Annotated in this window: 16 protein-coding genes; 9 read left to right on the forward strand and 7 right to left on the reverse strand. The window is 64.1% G+C overall.

Going from position 1 to position 15,856, the window contains the following annotated elements; genetic code table 11:
- Positions 1-20: 20 nt before the first annotated feature.
- Entirely contained in the window at positions 21-638 is a 618-nt protein-coding gene (locus B0E48_RS12760; RefSeq protein WP_343124610.1) for a group III truncated hemoglobin, read from the reverse strand.
- On the reverse strand, positions 584-1,588 hold the full coding sequence (gap, locus tag B0E48_RS12765; protein ID WP_077518529.1) for a type I glyceraldehyde-3-phosphate dehydrogenase: 1,005 nt from the start codon (positions 1,586-1,588) through the stop codon (positions 584-586). Before gap ends, B0E48_RS12760 begins: the two co-directional genes overlap by 55 nt.
- A gap of 234 nt (positions 1,589-1,822) precedes the next feature.
- On the opposite strand from gap, the gene B0E48_RS12770 reads away from it, so the two are divergent.
- The 4 genes from B0E48_RS12770 (at position 1,823) to B0E48_RS12785 (ending at position 5,908) form a co-directional block, all read left to right on the forward strand.
- Complete coding sequence (locus B0E48_RS12770; RefSeq protein WP_077518530.1) at positions 1,823-2,635, forward strand: S1/P1 nuclease; 813 nt, start codon at positions 1,823-1,825, stop codon at positions 2,633-2,635.
- A gap of 106 nt (positions 2,636-2,741) precedes the next feature.
- Entirely contained in the window at positions 2,742-4,214 is a 1,473-nt protein-coding gene (gene pyk, locus B0E48_RS12775; protein ID WP_077518531.1) for a pyruvate kinase, read from the forward strand.
- 97 nt (positions 4,215-4,311) lie between these two features.
- On the forward strand, positions 4,312-4,758 hold the full coding sequence (locus B0E48_RS12780; protein WP_077518532.1) for an energy transducer TonB: 447 nt from the start codon (positions 4,312-4,314) through the stop codon (positions 4,756-4,758).
- Positions 4,759-4,903: 145 nt separating this feature from the next.
- Positions 4,904-5,908 (forward strand): class I fructose-bisphosphate aldolase, encoded by a 1,005-nt coding sequence (locus tag B0E48_RS12785; protein ID WP_077518533.1) that lies wholly within the window; start codon positions 4,904-4,906, stop codon positions 5,906-5,908.
- A 101-nt stretch (positions 5,909-6,009) separates the two neighbouring features.
- On the opposite strand, the gene B0E48_RS12790 is transcribed toward B0E48_RS12785, so the two are convergent.
- A complete protein-coding gene (locus tag B0E48_RS12790) occupies positions 6,010-6,606 on the reverse strand; it encodes a porin family protein (RefSeq protein ID WP_174566743.1) in 597 nt (198 codons plus the stop codon).
- Between the two features lie 254 nt (positions 6,607-6,860).
- Entirely contained in the window at positions 6,861-7,586 is a 726-nt protein-coding gene (locus B0E48_RS12795) for a hypothetical protein (protein ID WP_077518535.1), read from the reverse strand.
- A gap of 271 nt (positions 7,587-7,857) precedes the next feature.
- Between B0E48_RS12795 and tkt the strand changes: the two genes are divergently transcribed.
- Entirely contained in the window at positions 7,858-9,867 is a 2,010-nt protein-coding gene (gene tkt, locus B0E48_RS12800; protein WP_077518681.1) for a transketolase, read from the forward strand.
- A gap of 66 nt (positions 9,868-9,933) precedes the next feature.
- On the opposite strand, the gene B0E48_RS12805 is transcribed toward tkt, so the two are convergent.
- Both B0E48_RS12805 and B0E48_RS12810 read right to left on the reverse strand, forming a co-directional pair.
- Entirely contained in the window at positions 9,934-10,572 is a 639-nt protein-coding gene (locus B0E48_RS12805; protein WP_077518536.1) for an HAD hydrolase-like protein, read from the reverse strand.
- Positions 10,572-11,753, reverse strand: a complete 1,182-nt coding sequence (locus B0E48_RS12810) for a phosphoglycerate kinase (protein WP_077518537.1) — start codon at positions 11,751-11,753, stop codon at positions 10,572-10,574. Before B0E48_RS12810 ends, B0E48_RS12805 begins: the two co-directional genes overlap by 1 nt.
- A 186-nt stretch (positions 11,754-11,939) precedes the next feature.
- Between B0E48_RS12810 and maiA the strand changes: the two genes are divergently transcribed.
- Complete coding sequence (gene maiA / locus B0E48_RS12815) at positions 11,940-12,614, forward strand: maleylacetoacetate isomerase (RefSeq protein WP_077518538.1); 675 nt, start codon at positions 11,940-11,942, stop codon at positions 12,612-12,614.
- Between the two features lie 53 nt (positions 12,615-12,667).
- On the opposite strand, the gene B0E48_RS12820 is transcribed toward maiA, so the two are convergent.
- On the reverse strand, positions 12,668-13,780 hold the full coding sequence (locus B0E48_RS12820; RefSeq protein WP_077518539.1) for a PilT/PilU family type 4a pilus ATPase: 1,113 nt from the start codon (positions 13,778-13,780) through the stop codon (positions 12,668-12,670).
- Positions 13,781-13,868: 88 nt separating this feature from the next.
- On the opposite strand from B0E48_RS12820, the gene B0E48_RS12825 reads away from it, so the two are divergent.
- The 3 genes from B0E48_RS12825 (at position 13,869) to B0E48_RS12835 (ending at position 15,702) form a co-directional block, all read left to right on the forward strand.
- Positions 13,869-14,465 carry a DUF4398 domain-containing protein gene (locus B0E48_RS12825; protein ID WP_254423959.1) on the forward strand — a complete coding sequence of 199 codons (597 nt, stop codon included), beginning with the start codon at positions 13,869-13,871 and terminating at the stop codon, positions 14,463-14,465.
- Entirely contained in the window at positions 14,462-15,112 is a 651-nt protein-coding gene (locus B0E48_RS12830) for a hypothetical protein (protein WP_077518541.1), read from the forward strand. Before B0E48_RS12825 ends, B0E48_RS12830 begins: the two co-directional genes overlap by 4 nt.
- Positions 15,113-15,474: 362 nt before the next feature.
- The gene (locus tag B0E48_RS12835) at positions 15,475-15,702 is read left to right on the forward strand and encodes a YdcH family protein (protein WP_077518542.1); all 228 of its coding nucleotides are present in this window, start codon (positions 15,475-15,477) and stop codon (positions 15,700-15,702) included.
- Positions 15,703-15,856: the final 154 nt, after the last annotated feature.

A 15,856-nucleotide genomic window follows, 5' to 3' on the forward strand; every position in this document is an offset into this window, starting at 1 on the left:
CCAGCCCACGCGTTGCGAATTTATTTTCGAGGCTGTCCCACGATCGGGATGCCGAGCGGTCGTGCTTGCGGATGTTCCGGAATATTCAGACCCAGGCGCAGGCTGCGGCCAATACGCTCGGCGTACTCGATCATTTGCGCTGTGCCGGCTTCATCCAGTATTTCGGGTGCGGTCTCTCGCCACAGCGCCAGCCAGCGTTCGAAATGTTCGGGGCGGATCGCCGGCTGAGCGCGATGGGCGCCCATCGGATTGCCGCGGTAGCTGTTGGCGCGTAATGCCACCGAACACCAAAAGGACGTCAGCAACTGCTTGTGCTCGTCCCAGTCATGCACGGCCGTGTTGAATACCGGGCCGAGCAGCAGGTCAGTACGGACCTTGTCGTAGAAGCGGTCGACCAGCCGTGTGATGCCTGCTTCGTCGAGGGTGGATGAGGTGTCCATGCCGTCCATGGTAGGACGTACCCGCGGTTGACCCGTGCGGCATGTCGCCGCTGCGCTGGTTTCGTGGAGGTCGACGACGGTCAGCTCGATCCATAAAAAACCGCGCCAGTTGGCGCGGTTTTTTATCTCGGGAAAGGGCACCCTTATTTGGCTGCGACGACCCGCACCATCTCCAGGCACTTGTTCGAGTAGCCCCACTCGTTGTCGTACCAGCTGACCAGCTTGACGAAGGTGTCGTCGAGCGCGATGCCGGCCTCGGCGTCGAAGATCGAGGTGCGCGCATCACCGCGGAAATCGGTGGCGACGACCTTGTCGGTGGTGTAGCCGAGGATGCCCTTCAGGACGCCTTCGCTCTGCGACTTCATCTCGGCGCAGATTTCCGCATAGGTGGCGGGCTTTTCCAGCTCGACGGTGAGGTCGACCACCGAAACATCCGACGTCGGTACACGGAACGACATGCCGGTGAGTTTCTTGTTGAGCTCGGGAATCACCACGCCGACGGCCTTGGCTGCACCGGTCGAGGAGGGAATGATGTTCTCGAGGATGCCGCGACCGCCGCGCCAGTCCTTGTTGCTCGGGCCGTCGACCGTTTTCTGCGTCGCGGTGGCGGCGTGCACGGTGGTCATCAGGCCACGCTTGATACCCCACTTGTCATGCAGCACTTTCGCCAGTGGGGCGAGGCAGTTGGTGGTGCAACTGGCGTTGGAAACAATCGCCTCGCCGTTGTACTTCTTGTCGTTGACGCCGAACACGAACATCGGCGTGTCGTCCTTCGACGGCGCCGACAGGATCACCTTCTTCGCGCCCGCGTCCAGATGCTTCTGCGCCGTCACCTTGTCCAGGAACAGCCCGGTGGACTCGATCACCACGTCGGCGCCCACGTCGCCCCACTTCAGTGCGGCCGGATCGCGCTCCTGGGTCAGGCGAATGGTCTTGCCGTTGACCACCAAGTTGCCGCCTTCCACTTTGACATCGCCCTTGAAACGACCATGCACCGAGTCGTAGCTGAGCATGTAGGCCAGGTAGTCCGGCTCGAGCAGGTCGTTGATCGCCACGATTTCGATGTCGTTGCCGAAGTTCTGCACGGCAGCGCGCAGCACGTTGCGACCGATACGGCCGAAGCCGTTGATGCCGACCTTGATGGTCATGAGGGGCGTCCTCCAGATGGGAATGAACAGATGAAAATGAACATGTGACCGCAGCAGGCGGCCGGCAAAAGCGCGATTTTACAGCCAAACCGGGCCCGGTGCTTGACCATGTCCAGCGAGTCGAATGCGCGGAGAAAGAGGCGGCCGATATCGCCGCGTCGCGCAGACGAGGCTTGCCAAGCGGTCAATCGGTTGTGGCAGACTCCAGCGATTCATTTGCAGGAATCCTCAAGCATGTCAGCTACCCGCCGCCTCACCACCGCCTTGCTCGCCTGTCTGATCGTTGCGCCCGTGCAGGCGTGGGGGCCGCTCGGCCACAGCGTGGTGGCCGAACTGGCGCAGCGGCATCTGAGCCCGGCCGCCGAGGCCGAGGTGGAACGCTTGCTGGCGCCGGATCACACCCACTCGCTGGCCGATATCTCCAGCTGGCCGGACCAGATCCAGGATGACCCGGCACAGGCGGTGCTGTGGAAGCAGACGCGTCCGCTGCATTACATCGATTTCCGCACCGGCGATTGCAACTACACGCCGCCGCGCGACTGCAAGGATGGCAAATGCGTGGTCGCGGGATTGCAGCACTATGTCGATGTATTGGGCGATCGCAGCCAGTCGGATGCTGCCCGCCTCGAGGCGCTGAAATTCGTGGTGCATTTCGCCGGCGACATCCATCAGCCGCTGCATGCCGGCTCGCGTGACGACAAGGGCGGCAACACCTATCAGGTGCAGTTCGAGGGCAAGGGCAGCAACCTGCATCGGGTGTGGGATTCGGGCATGCTGAAAACCCGTGGCCTCGACGTGCAGGCGTATGCGCAGACGCTCGATGCGCATGGCCCGGTATCGATGCCGTTGCCGATCGCGCCGCTCGACAACCCTTACGCACAGTGGGCGGAAGAATCCTGCCGGATCACCGCCGAAGCCGGCTTCTATCCGGCTGACCACAAGATCGGTCAGGCCTATGTCGATGCCGAGCTGCCGGTGGCCGAAATGCGCCTGCGCGAAGGTGGCCGCCGCCTGGCCGAGGTGCTCAACCTCACACTCACGCCGTAGACGCGAGACGTAACATCCGACCGGCGCATACGATGGCAGTGACGTGTAGCGCATTGCATACGAATGCAGGGTGGCGAACCGTCCTGCATCTGCTAGCCTCGGCGACATGACCGACACGCCACTACGCCGCACCAAGATTGTTGCCACCCTCGGCCCCGCCACCGATGCGCCGGGCATGCTCGAGAAACTGATCGCCGAAGGCGTCGACGTGGTTCGCCTGAACCTCTCGCATGGCCAGCCCGACGATCACCGCGCACGCGCCAACGCCGTGCGTATCGCCGCGGCCGCGGCCGGCCGCGAGGTCGGCATTCTGGCCGACCTGCAGGGTCCGAAAATCCGCATCGAGACGTTCGCGAACGGGCCGGTGGAACTGGCCGACGGCGCGTTGTTCGTTCTCGATTGCCGCCCGGATGCGCCGGCCGGCGATGCCACGCGGGTCGGCGTCAGCTACTACGAACTGCCGCACGACGTACATGCCGACGACGTGCTGCTGCTGGACGACGGCTTGGTCGCGCTGACCGTGCTGGAGGTGGTTGGTGCCGAGGTGCGTTGCCGCGTGCTGATCGGTGGCAAGCTGTCCAATCGCAAGGGCCTCAATCGGCAGGGCGGCGGACTCTCGGTCACGGCGCTGTCGGACAAGGACAAGGCCGACATCAAGCTGGCTGCCGAAATCGGTGCGGACTTCCTCGCCGTATCGTTCGTGCGCTCGGCCGAAGACATGCACCAGGCGCGTCGCCTGCTGCTCGAGGCTGGCGGCAGCGCGGCGCTGGTGGCGAAGATCGAACGCGCCGACGCGATCCCGGTACTGGGCGAGATCATCGACGCCTCCGACGTGGTGATGGTGGCGCGTGGCGACCTCGGCGTGGAGATCGGCGATGCCGAATTGCCTGGCCTGCAGAAGAAGATCATCCGCGAATCGGTGCAGCGCAATCGGGCGGTGATCACTGCCACGCAGATGCTGCAGTCGATGGTGCGTTCGCCGATCCCGACCCGCGCCGAGGTGCTGGATGTCGCCAATGCGGTGATCGACGGCACCGACGCGGTGATGCTGTCGGAGGAAACCGCCGCCGGCGCGCATCCGGACAAGGCGGTGGCGGCGATGCGCCGAATCTGTCTCGGCGCGGAGCGCCAGTTCGAGCCGAAGGAAGACCTGACCACCGCGGCGCACCGGCTGGATCGCACCGACCAGGCAATCGCGCTGGCCGCGATGCTGCTGGCCGGCGAGCTCGGTGTGCGCGCCATTGTGGCGCTGACCGAGTCCGGCGCCACCGCGCAATGGCTGTCGCGCTACCGCACCGCGGTGCCGATCTATGCACTGTCGCCGCTGGCCGGTGCGCGTCGACGCATGTTGATGCTGCGCGATGTGCAACCGGTCGAGTTTGTTGCGCACGTGGGCCAGAATTCGGCGGCTACCGCTCGCGCTGCGGTGCAGCAGCTGTTCGCGCAGGGCCGCCTGAGCGAAGGCGATCGCGTGGTACTCACCCACGGCGACCATGTCGGTCAGGGCGGCGGTACCAATACCCTGAAGCTGCTTTCGGTCGGCGCCGACGGCATGGTGGAGAGCCTGCGCGATCTTTGATGCTTGCTGCCGGCTGTCCGGCCGACGGTGGTCGACTGCCGTCGGCGCACCGGCCGGTTACACTCTGATCTTGCCGTAGTCCGCACAGGAGATCGCCATGAAAACGATGTTTCGACCGCTTCGCCAAGGCCTGTTGCTGGCATTGACAATGGGTTTCATGGCAACGCTGCTGGCGCAGGATCAGGCGCACAAGGTCGACCAGCAGGACCTCTACCGCTACTGGATCCAGATCAACCCCAAGGTGCAGATGGATGCGCCGAACAGCGGGCTGAATCTGGACAAGCCCGGTTGCGCCGCGGTGACCTACACGGTCGGCTCCGACGGCGTGCCGCTGGATGTGCAGGTGGCCAAGCTGGTACCCAAGAGCGATCTGGGTCCGGCCGCGCGCAGTGCGGTGGCCAATTTTCGTTATGGTCCGTCGCTGAGCAACCGTATCGGCCAGCCGGTGTCCACTTATTACACCGTGGTGTTCAATGCGCCTGCGGACCCGGCGCAGCGCCAGCAGCTGATGGATGCATGCAAGCTGCCCGGCTACGCACCCTGAATCGGTATTGATCAGACGCTCGCGCGGGCCGCACGTCAGTCTGGCCAAACTGGCCTATAATTGACGCTTTGAACCATGCCGCTTCGCTCCCGAGGCGGCTTCAATCTTTGCGTGGGCTGCGATTGCCTCGCTATACGGAGTCGTCATGAGTATTGAAGATCTCGAAAGCATCGCCCTGGCGATGGTCGCGCCCGGCAAGGGCATCATCGCCATCGACGAGTCGACCAACACCATCAAGAAGCGCTTCGAGGCCGTCGGCATCGAGAACACCGAGGAAAACCGTCGCGCCTACCGCGAGCTGTTGCTCACCACGCCGGGCCTGAACGAGCACATCTCCGGCGCGATCCTGTACGACGAGACGATCCGCCAGTCGACCAAGGACGGCGTGCCGTTCACCACGTTGATGAAGAAGCTCGGCATCATCCCGGGCATCAAGGTCGACAAGGGCCCGCAGCCGCTGGCCGGTTTCCCGGGTGACGTGGTCACCGAAGGCCTGGACGGTCTGCGCGAGCGCCTGCAGGAATATGCCAAGCTGGGCGCGCAGTTCGCCAAGTGGCGCGCGGTGATCAACATCAGCGAAGACAACCCCAGCTCCACCGCGATCGAAGCGAATTGCCACGTGCTGGCCCGCTATGCCGCGCTGTGCCAGGAAGCGGGCATCGTGCCGATGGTCGAGCCCGAGGTGATCATGGACGGCGACCACAGCATCGAAGTCAGCTACGAGGTGCACGAAGCCGTGCTGCGCAGCCTGTTCAATGCGTTGTACGAGCAGAACGTGATGCTGGAAGGCACCATCCTGAAGGTCAGCATGGTCATTCCGGGCAAGGATTCGGACGAGCAGGTCGACGTCGAGGAAGTGGCCGAGGCCACCGTGCGCGTGCTCAAGACCACCGTGCCGGCGTCGCTGCCGGGCATCGTGTTCCTCTCCGGCGGCCAGACCGACTTGCAGTCCACTGCACATCTGAACGCGATGAACCAGATCGGTCCGCATCCGTGGCCGCTGTCGTTCTCCTACGGTCGCGCCATGCAGCAGGCGGCACTGAAGCTGTGGGCGAAGGACATGAAGGCGAACTACGCCGACGCACAGAAGACCGTGCACGCCCGCGCGCGCGACAATGGCCTGGCTGCACTGGGTCAGTGGAAGGGCTGATCGCGCGGAAGCGCACTCTGCAGGCATCCAGGCATGCTGAGGTAGAAAAAGAACGGGCGCCTTGCGGCGCCCGTTTTAGTTGCAGACCATGGATCAATCGATCAGAAGCGGTATTCCGCGCTGGCCGAGACCATGTCGGTGCTCAGGTCGACGTTGTGCTTCTTCGCGTCGAAGTAGTCGTAGTTCAGGCCGACACTGAGGTTGCTGGTGACGTTGTAGCCCACACCGGCGCCACCGTACCAGCTGTTGTCATTCAGGCCCTTGTTGACCGGATTGACGTCATTGCTCATGCCGTGGCCGGTCCAGCTATAAAGGCCTGCGCGGCCGCTGAGGTACCAGTTCGGGCTGAGATTCAGGTGGGCATTGGCGCCCGCAGTCCAGCCGTGCAGCTGGGACTTGCCCGGGGCGATCACCGACTGGCTGTTGAAGATGTTGTGGGCGCGGATGTTGCCCAGGTCGTTGTAGCCCACTTCGCCACCGAGGGAGAAGTTCGGCGCCAGCGACCAGCGGTAGCCACCGTTGAGCGCATACCCGGTGTCATGGCCGTTGTCGTACGGGCCCTGATTGATGGCGGTACGGCCGACGTTGCCATTGACGAACCAGCCGCCGTTGTCGGCGGGCGCGTTCTGCGCGAACGCAGCAGGGATGGCGAGTACACCGGCGCCAGCAAGGGCGAGAGCAAGTAGGGTCTTTTTCATGGAGATTCTCCTGTTATGACTGGAACGGTCGCCGGCCGGTTGGGGAAATGGGCGCGACGCCGGGTGTGGCCGAACCGAAGTCAGGCAAGCACTGGCACTTAGATGGAGCTGCCTGGCAAAGATTCAATACTCATCAGTATAGTATTAAGCTTGAATTAATATTTGCGGCAAATTCATGAATTTGAAAAGGAAACGGGCGCCCGAAGGCGCCCGTGTGACTCAATGTTGCTGATGTCGTGAAGTGAAAGCGATGCTTAGAAACGGTACTCGGCGTCCACCGAAACGATGCCGGTCGAGCGACGCACGGCGAAGTCGGCGTTTGTCGGTACGTCATGAATGCTGCCGGCCGACACGTGGAAGTAGTCGTACTTCACGCCCACACCGAAGTGTTGGTTGATATCCCAACCGGTGCCGATGCCGCCGTAGTAGCCGCCGCTGTCGCCACCATGGAAGAGATCCTGATTGAGGGTGCTGTTGTACGCGCCACCGTTGTTGTTGGCATGGAAGTAGCCGGCATGCGCGCTGAGATACCACTGCGGCAGCAAGTTGATACGGCCGTTACCGCCCAGCATCCAGCCGCGCAGCGCGTTTTGCGTGCTGCTCTGATTGACGGATCCGTTGTTGCCCAGATTGCTGAGCTTGTAATTGCCCAGGTCGGTGTAACCAGCCTCCAGACCCAGGCCCAGATCCGAACCCGCCTTCCAGCGGTAACCACCAAGCACGCTGTAGCCAGTGCGGCGACCGTTCTTGTTGCTGAACAGGCTGCCGGAGCCATTGCCGAAGCCGCTGCCGAAATTGCTGTTTTGGCTGTAGCCATCGGTGCGGCCGGCGCTAAGGTCGATCAGCCAGTTGCCGCTGCCCACGGGCTGGCTGGACTGGTAGTTGCCGCCGCTGCTCGGTTGAGCATCCTGCGCGAACGCCGCTGGAGCCAAGGCCAGACCGGCAGAAACAAAGGCAATCGAGAACAATGTCTTTTTCATCGGGGGTACTCCATTATTTTTTTGGTCCATCAGCGTTCCGGGGGTTCGGTTGGACGCAGAGGGCGCACTGCTGTGTAGCTGTGCCGAGGCATTAGAGCGGGTTGAATGTGAAGAGTTTCAATACCGGCAGGTTCAAAATTAAGCCGTGGTTAACATCAAGTCACCGATGGCACGGCACCGCGGTATCCCGCTCCGAACTTCGGGCGACAGATGCCCAGTGATCGGCGACAATGCCCGCTTTTCGCCGACGCCTGCCCCCGGAGAACACCTGATGACCACCCGCCGCGAACTCGCCAACGCCGTGCGCGCCCTTGCCATGGACGCCGTGGAGGCGGCCAATTCCGGCCATCCGGGCATGCCGATGGGCATGGCCGATATCGCCGAGGTGCTGTGGAACGACTTCCTGCAGTTCAACCCGACGAATCCGAAGTGGGCCAATCGCGACCGTTTCGTGCTTTCCAACGGTCACGGCTCCATGCTGCAGTACGCCTTGCTGCACCTGACCGGCTTCGACCTGCCGATCGAGCAGCTCAAGCGATTCCGCCAGCTGCACTCGAAGACGGCCGGCCATCCGGAAGCCAGCGAAACCCCCGGGGTGGAAACCACCACCGGCCCGCTCGGCCAGGGTCTGGCCAATGCCGTGGGTTTTGCGCTAGCCGAGAAGGTGCAGGCGGCGCACTTCAACCGCCCGGGTCACGCGGTCGTTGATCACCACACCTACGTGTTCCTCGGCGACGGTTGTCTGATGGAAGGCATCTCGCACGAGGTTGCCTCGCTGGCCGGCACCTGGCAGCTGGGCAAGCTGGTCGCGATCTACGACGACAACGGCATTTCGATCGACGGCGAAGTGCATGGCTGGTTCACCGACGACACGCCGGCGCGCTTCGAGGCGTACGGCTGGAACGTGATCCGTGGTGTCGACGGCCATGACGCCGAGGCGGTGAAGAAGGCGATTGCCGCCGCGACCGCGCAGAGCGACAAGCCCACCCTGATCTGCGCCAAGACCATCATCGGTTTCGGTGCGCCGAACAAGCAGGGCAAGGAAGAAAGCCACGGCGCAGCGCTGGGCAAGGCCGAGATTGCCGCCGCCCGCATGCAGCTGGGCTGGAACTACGCCCCGTTCGAGATCCCGGCCAAGATCTACGCCGGCTGGGATGCCAAGGCGGCCGGGGCCAAGCGCGAGCAGAGCTGGAACGAGGCGCTTGCGGCGTACACCGTGGCCCATCCGGAGCTGGCCGCCGAGCTGAAGCGTCGTCTCGCCGGCGAGCTGCCAGCCGACTGGGCTGCCAAATCGCAGGCATATATCGCCAAGCTGCAGGCGGAAGGCCCGGACGTGGCCTCGCGCAAGGCCTCGCAGATGACGCTGGATGCGTTCGGTCCGCTGCTGCCGGAACTGATCGGCGGCTCGGCCGACCTGGCCGGCTCCAACCTGACCAAGTGGAAGGGCAGTCTGGATGCCGCCAACGGCAACAGCGCGGACGGCAAGGGCAACTACGTCTATTACGGCGTGCGCGAGTTCGGCATGACCGCGATCGCGAATGGCCTGGCGCTGCACGGTGGTTTCATTCCGTACGACGCTACCTTCCTGGTGTTCTCCGACTACGCACGCAACGCGGTGCGCATGAGCGCGCTGATCCCGGCGCATGCTATCCATGTCTACACCCACGACTCGATCGGCTTGGGCGAGGACGGCCCGACCCATCAGCCGGTCGAGCATATGGCCTCGCTGCGCTATATCCCGAACAATCAGTTGTGGCGTCCGTGCGATGCGGTGGAATCGGCCGCATCATGGAAGGCGGCGATCGAGCGCAAGGGCGCGCCGTCGTGCCTGATCTTCTCGCGGCAGAACCTCAAGCATCAGCAGCGCGACGAACGGCAGGTCGCCGACATCATGCGCGGTGGCTATGTGCTCTCCGATCCGCTGGACACAAAGTTCCAGGCGATCCTGATCGCCACCGGCTCGGAAGTGGAGCTGGCGATGGAGGCTTCGCGCGCATTGGCCCAGCAAGGCATCGCGGCACGCGTGGTGTCGATGCCGTGCACCGAGGTGTTCGACGCACAACCGTTGGAATACCGCGAAGGCGTGCTGCCCGGCTGGTGCCGCGCGCGCGTGGCGGTGGAAGCGGCGACGGCCGACTTCTGGTGCAAGTACGTGGGCCTGGACGGCGAAGTCGTCGGCATGACCACGTTCGGTGCGTCGGCGCCGGCACCGCAGTTGTTCGAGCACTTCGGCTTCACGGTGGCGCATGTGGTGGATGCGGTGAAGCGCGTCATTCGCTGAGCGAAGCCCTGACTGGCAATAAAAGGCCGCGGGATGCCGCGGCTTTTTATTGCGCGCGGAAAGCAGTCAGGTCGTCAGCAAGCCGACCAGTTCGTCCGGCGTGGCGGCAATCGCACTGGCACCGGCCTGTTCCAGTTCCGCACGGCTGCCGAAGCCCCACAACACGCCGATGCCGCGCACATGGTTGGCCACCGCGCCTTCGATATCGAAACGGCGATCACCGATCATCACGGTGTCTTCTGGCCTGGCGTCGAAGTCCGCCAGCGCGGCGGCGATCATCGAGGCCTTCTCGCTGTGCGCGCTGCTCGGATCAGGTCCGTACAGGCGCAGGAACGCATCGCCGAACGGCAGGTGCGCGATGATCGGTGCGGCATGTCGCTGCGGCTTGCTGGTAACCACGGCGAGCCGGTGCCTGGCGTCGAGCAGTCGTTCGATCAGCGATTCGATACCAGGATAGATGTCGTGTTCACGCCAGCCATCGGTATGGAAGCGCTCGTGGTAGTGATCGACCGCCGCCTCGATCCGTGCGGCGTCGTGATCCAGCAGTGGCGCGAAGCTGTGCCGCAGCGGCGGCCCGATCCATCCACGGAGTTCCTCCTGCGTCGGCGCTGGCACGTCAAGCTTCGCCAACGCATGTTTCACGCAGGCGATGATGCCGTGCTCGGAATCGATCAGCGTGCCGTCGAGATCAAACAGGCAGAGCATTACTTGAGCGCGCGTGCTTTCAGTGCGGTGACCGCCGGCAGTTCCTTGCCTTCGAGGAATTCGAGGAAGGCGCCGCCGCCGGTGGAGATGTACGAGACATCGTCCGCAATGCCGTACTTGTCCACCGCCGCCAGCGTGTCGCCACCGCCTGCGATCGAGAACGCCGGCGAGGCGGCGATGGCGCGTGCCAGCGTTTCGGTGCCCTTGCCGAACGCGTCGAACTCGAACACCCCGACCGGACCGTTCCACACCACCGTGCCGGCCTTGGCGATCAGCTCGGCATAGCTCTGCGCGGTCTGTGGACCGATGTCGAGGATCATCTCGTTGTCGTTGACCTGGTCGACCGGCTTCACCGTGGCCGGCGCCTGAGCGGAAAACGCCGGTGCCACCACCACATCGACCGGCATCGGCACCAGAGCGCCACGGCGCTTCGCGTCGGCGAGTACTTTCTTCGCCGCATCGATCAGGTCCGGTTCGTACAGCGAGTTGCCGATCGAGTGGCCCATCGCGGCGATGAACGTGTTGGCGATACCGCCACCGACGATCAGCTGGTCGACCTTGCCGATCAGATTGTCCAGCAGGGTCAGCTTGGTCGAGACCTTGGAGCCGGCGACGATCGCCAGCAACGGATGCGCCGGATGCTCCAGCGCCTTGCCCAGCGCGTCCAGCTCGGCCGACAGCAGCGGGCCGGCAGCGGCGATCGGCGCGAACCGGATCACGCCATGGGTGGACGCCTGGGCGCGGTGTGCGGTGCCGAACGCATCCATCACGAAGATGTCGCACAGTGCGGCGTACTTCTTCGCCAGCGTCTCGTCGTCCTTGCCCTCGCCGACGTTCATGCGGCAGTTTTCCAGCAGCACCACTTCGCCCGCGGCCACCTCGACGCCGTCGAGGTAGTCGGCCACCAGCCGTACCGGCGAGCCAAGCTTGCCACCCAGCCACTGCGCGACCGGCGCCAACGAGGATGCAGCGTCGAACTGGCCTTCCTTTGGCCGGCCCAGGTGCGACAGCACCAGCACCTTTGCGCCGGCATCGCGGGCGGCCCGGATCGTCGGCAGGGCGGCGTCGAGGCGCTGGGTCGAGGTGATCTGGCCGTGGTCGTCGATCGGCACATTCAGATCCTCGCGGATCAGGACGCGCTGGTCGCGCAAATCGAGGTCACTCATGCGGATGACTGACACGGCAGAACTCCGGTAGTAATGGGATTGCAGGAATGGGTTGTGGTCGCCATGGCTGGCGGTAACCGCCTATTGTCCGGCGACCCACCCGTCGATGCAAACGGCGCCCCGTCGGAAGAGGCATTGCCGCCGGCGATCTGTCCGGACCAAACTGCGATTAAACTGGCAGCTTCGTGCAGGGGGACGATCATGGCCAATGGGTTGGTGCTCTACGGTTACTGGCGCTCCAGCGCCGCCTATCGCGTGCGCATTGCGCTGAATCTGAAGGGCTTGAGTTACGAATCGCGGCCGGTACATCTGGTGCGCGATGGCGGCGAGCAACACGCGGCGGCCTATCGTTCGGTCAATCCGCAGGGGCTGATCCCGTGCCTGCTCGACGGCGACCGCGTGATCACCCAGTCGCTGGCGATCATGGAATATCTCGACGATATACACCCGGAGCTGGAAACCGCGCTGTTGCCGGTCGATGCGCGGGGGCGTGCACGGGTTCGCGCGCTGGCGATGGTGGTCGCCTGCGACATCCATCCACTGGGCAATCTGCGGGTGCTGCAACAGCTCGAATCGCAGTTCAGCGCAGATGAAACACAGCGTGGCGAGTGGTCGCGGCACTGGATCGCCAGCGGCTTCAAGGCGCTGGAGGCGATGCTGGCCGATCATGCCGCGACCGGCCGCTACTGCCACGGCGACACGCCGGGTCTGGCCGACGCCTGTCTGGTGCCGCAGTTCTACAACGCGCTGCGCTGGAAGTTGCCGCTGGACGATTACCCCACGCTGCGCCGGATTTGTCAGGCGTGCAACGACCTGGAAGCGTTCCAGCGTGCCGCGCCGGAAGCGCAGCCGGACGCGCCGAAGAGCGAGAAGTGAGCGATGAGAAGTGAGCAGAGCGAGACGGCTGTGCCTTCTCTCACTCCTTGACTCTAGAAGCCCATCCCGTACGGATCGTTGCCGACCAGTTCCTGATCGCTGCTGCCGCCTTCGGCCAGCCGGATCTTCAGCGCCAGGCCGTCGCGTGAATCGGACTTGTTGAGCACTTCCTCCAGTTCCACGCGGCCGTCCTTGTACAGCCGGTACAGCGACTGATCGAACGTCTGCATGCCTTCCTGCAGGCTGCGATCCATCGCTTCCTTGATCTCGTGGATCTGGCCGCGGCGGATCATGTCGCGGATCAGCGGGGTATTCAGCAGCACTTCGGCGGCGGGAATGCGCCGTCCGTCCTTGCCAATCACCAGGCGCTGGCTGATCACCGCGCGCAGGTTCAGCGCCAGGTTCATCAGCACGTTCTTGTGCGCCGACTCCGGGAAGAAGTTGAGGATGCGCTCCAGCGTCTGGTCGGCGTTGTTGGAGTGCAACGTGGCCAGGCACAGGTGACCGGTCTCGGAGAACGCGATCGCCGCCTCCATCGTGTCGGTATCGCGGATCTCGCCGATCATGATCACGTCCGGCGCCTCGCGCATCGCGTTCTTCAGCGCCTCGTGGTAGCTGTGGGTGTCGAGGCCCACCTCGCGCTGGTTCACGATCGACTTCTTGTGCCGGTGCAGGTACTCGATTGGGTCCTCGATGGTGAGGATATGGCCCGGCGAGTGGGTGTTGCGCTGGTCGATCATTGCCGCCAGCGTGGTCGACTTGCCGGAACCGGTGGCGCCTACGACCAGGATCAGCCCGCGTGGCTCCATGATCAGGTCGCGGAAGATGCTGGGCAGCTGCAACTGGTCGACGCTGGGGATCTCGCTCTTGATCGCGCGGATCACCATGCCCACTTCGCCGCGCTGCTTGAACACGTTAATGCGGAAGCGGCCGGCTTCCTTTACGGCCAGCGCCATGTTGAGTTCGAGGTTGCGCTCGAACTGCGGTACCTGGCCCTCGTCCATCAGCGAGTAGGCGATTTTCTTGACCATGCCGCTCGGCAGGCCAGTATTGCCCAGTGGATACAGCTTGCCCTCGACCTTGATGTTCACCGGGGCGCCGGTGGTCAGGAACATGTCCGACGCGCCCTTGTCTACCATGAGCTTGAGGAAGTAACCGATATCCACGAAATCCCCCTGTTTCCGAAAATGCGCGTTGCAATGATGGATTATGCCTGCCCACAATACGCCGCGACACACTATGAGGATTGTGACGGTGCACATCTTTTTTCAGCGGATCCGGCTTGCTGGCCCCATCCGTGCGACTGCTGCCACTCTGGCGCTGACCCTGGTGCTGGCGGGCTGTGCCTCGGTGCCTCCGCCCGATGACTCGATGAACATGGCGCAGACGCAGCTGCAGGCGGCCCGTGATGCGGGCGCGGCCGATTATGCACCGGTCGATCTGGGCTTCGCCCAGGACAAGTTCCAGCAGGCGCAGTCGGCGATGGCCGATCGCAAATATGCCGATGCAGCCAGCCTGGCCGAGGAGTCGCGCGCTGATGCCGAGCTGGCACGAGCCAAGGCGCGGCTCGGCGCGGCACGCGCGCAGATCCAGAGCAAGGTGCAGGAAAATTCCAGCCTGCGCGCCGAAGGCGAGCAGGCCGAGGCGGCCGCCAAGCAGCAAGATGCCGCGGCGGCCGCCGCGCCATCCAATCCGGCGCCGACCGAGGACATGCCGGCCCCGGCCTCGTCGGCGTTGTCCGCACCACCGTCGGGTAGCGGTTTCCAGACCGTGCCCGACAACAGCCAGCAACCAGCTGCGGGCTCCAGTACTCCAGCCTCAAGCTCCAGTACCCCGGGAGGCCAGCCATGAAGCGGTTCACCATCACGCTTGCCGCGATCGTACTGGCACTTGCCACCCTCGGTACGGCGCACGCCCGGCAGGACGATATCGACATCAGTCGTCTGAGCAGCAGCCTCGACCAGCTCGCCAACGACCCCAGCCTGGGCAGCTATGCACAGGCCGAGCAGGCGCGCGCGCGCGATGCGATCAACCGGCTGGCGCAGGCCGGCCGGCATGATCGGGCCCATGCGTTGTATCTGGCAGAGCGGCGCGTGGATCTGGCCAAGGCCGCCGCGCAGCTGCAGGACGCCCAGATCAAGCTGACCCAGCTTGATCGCGAACACGATCAGATCCTGCTCGACAACAGCCGCCGCGACACGGAGATCGCGCGCCGCGAGCTGGAGCGCCAGCGTCTGCAATCCCAGCTGGCGCAGGAAGAGGCCGCGCGGGCGCAGGAGCAGGGCCAGGCGTATTCGCAGGCGGCCGATCAGGCGCGTGCCGAAGCCGAGCAGGCGAAGAAGCTCGCTGCCGCGCAGGCCAAGGTGGCCAAGGCCGCCCGCCACGAAGCTTCACTGGCCGCCGAGGCCGCCAAGGCGATGCGCTCGCAGATGCAGGATGGCAGTCCGGCGACCGAGCCGAAAAAATCCAGCAAGAAGAAGCCTGACGGCCAACCCTGAACGTCAGCCCGCGGCTCTTTTCGCTGCTGGCTGCCCTCTGCGTGCAGCCAGCGCGGGGGCGTCGCGGGCATTGGTTAGGTTGGCGTAAAAGGCTGTTTTGACAGCTTTTTCATCCCCATCAAGGCGATCGGCGCAAGCGTGTTCGACAGGCTTGCGTCCCCCGGATCGGGGGAGTAGGGTCGAAGTCCCATGAGGCATTCCTGCCGCATGGGTCACTGACCTGAACCATGCACTCATTCCCCGTTTTCTTCTCCTCCCGTGTACCGGTATGCCGGCGCGGGGCGTGGTTGTGCGCATGCGTTCAATTGTCTGCGGAAGTCCTTGCCGGGGCCCCGCACACCCACTCGTGAGGAGGTCGGATCATGTTTGAAAACCAGCAACGTGAAGATGTCGAGGCATTGATGAAAGCCGATGCCGAGTTCCGCCGGCTGTATCAGCATCACAGGCAGCTCGACAGCAAGGTGCACGACGCCGACATCGGTGTATTACCCATTGATGATTTCACCCTGGCCAGCATGAAGAAGGAGAAGCTGCTCGCCAAGGCACGACTCGAACGCATGTGGGCGGATCGGGCACACCAGATCCACTGAACCTGCGGTTTGACGTGACACGCGGCCCCGGCCTCTTTCCTGTTCACGGGAAAGGGGACCGGGGCCGCGGCGCTTTCGGCCGCTGACAGGTGGCTCGGTTATCATGCTGGTCTGGCCGGTCGATGCGTTCGCGTGACTGGCACCCCTTGCCACG

It is taken from the genome of Rhodanobacter sp. C03 (assembly GCF_002001175.1).
Taxonomy (GTDB): domain Bacteria; phylum Pseudomonadota; class Gammaproteobacteria; order Xanthomonadales; family Rhodanobacteraceae; genus Rhodanobacter.

What these genes read in the sequence shown, in the direction of transcription:
- B0E48_RS12835 (WP_077518542.1), top strand. Translation starts at nt 15,475, where the DNA reads ATGTTTGAAAACCAGCAACGTGAAGATGTCGAGGCATTGATGAAAGCC.
- B0E48_RS12790 (WP_174566743.1), bottom strand. Translation starts at nt 6,606, where the DNA reads ATGAAAAAGACCCTACTTGCTCTCGCCCTTGCTGGCGCCGGTGTACTC.
- B0E48_RS12805 (WP_077518536.1), bottom strand. Translation starts at nt 10,572, where the DNA reads ATGCTCTGCCTGTTTGATCTCGACGGCACGCTGATCGATTCCGAGCAC.
- tkt (WP_077518681.1), top strand. Translation starts at nt 7,858, where the DNA reads ATGACCACCCGCCGCGAACTCGCCAACGCCGTGCGCGCCCTTGCCATG.
- B0E48_RS12770 (WP_077518530.1), top strand. Translation starts at nt 1,823, where the DNA reads ATGTCAGCTACCCGCCGCCTCACCACCGCCTTGCTCGCCTGTCTGATC.
- maiA (WP_077518538.1), top strand. Translation starts at nt 11,940, where the DNA reads ATGGCCAATGGGTTGGTGCTCTACGGTTACTGGCGCTCCAGCGCCGCC.
- B0E48_RS12785 (WP_077518533.1), top strand. Translation starts at nt 4,904, where the DNA reads ATGAGTATTGAAGATCTCGAAAGCATCGCCCTGGCGATGGTCGCGCCC.
- B0E48_RS12830 (WP_077518541.1), top strand. Translation starts at nt 14,462, where the DNA reads ATGAAGCGGTTCACCATCACGCTTGCCGCGATCGTACTGGCACTTGCC.
- gap (WP_077518529.1), bottom strand. Translation starts at nt 1,588, where the DNA reads ATGACCATCAAGGTCGGCATCAACGGCTTCGGCCGTATCGGTCGCAAC.
- pyk (WP_077518531.1), top strand. Translation starts at nt 2,742, where the DNA reads ATGACCGACACGCCACTACGCCGCACCAAGATTGTTGCCACCCTCGGC.
- B0E48_RS12780 (WP_077518532.1), top strand. Translation starts at nt 4,312, where the DNA reads ATGAAAACGATGTTTCGACCGCTTCGCCAAGGCCTGTTGCTGGCATTG.
- B0E48_RS12795 (WP_077518535.1), bottom strand. Translation starts at nt 7,586, where the DNA reads ATGAAAAAGACATTGTTCTCGATTGCCTTTGTTTCTGCCGGTCTGGCC.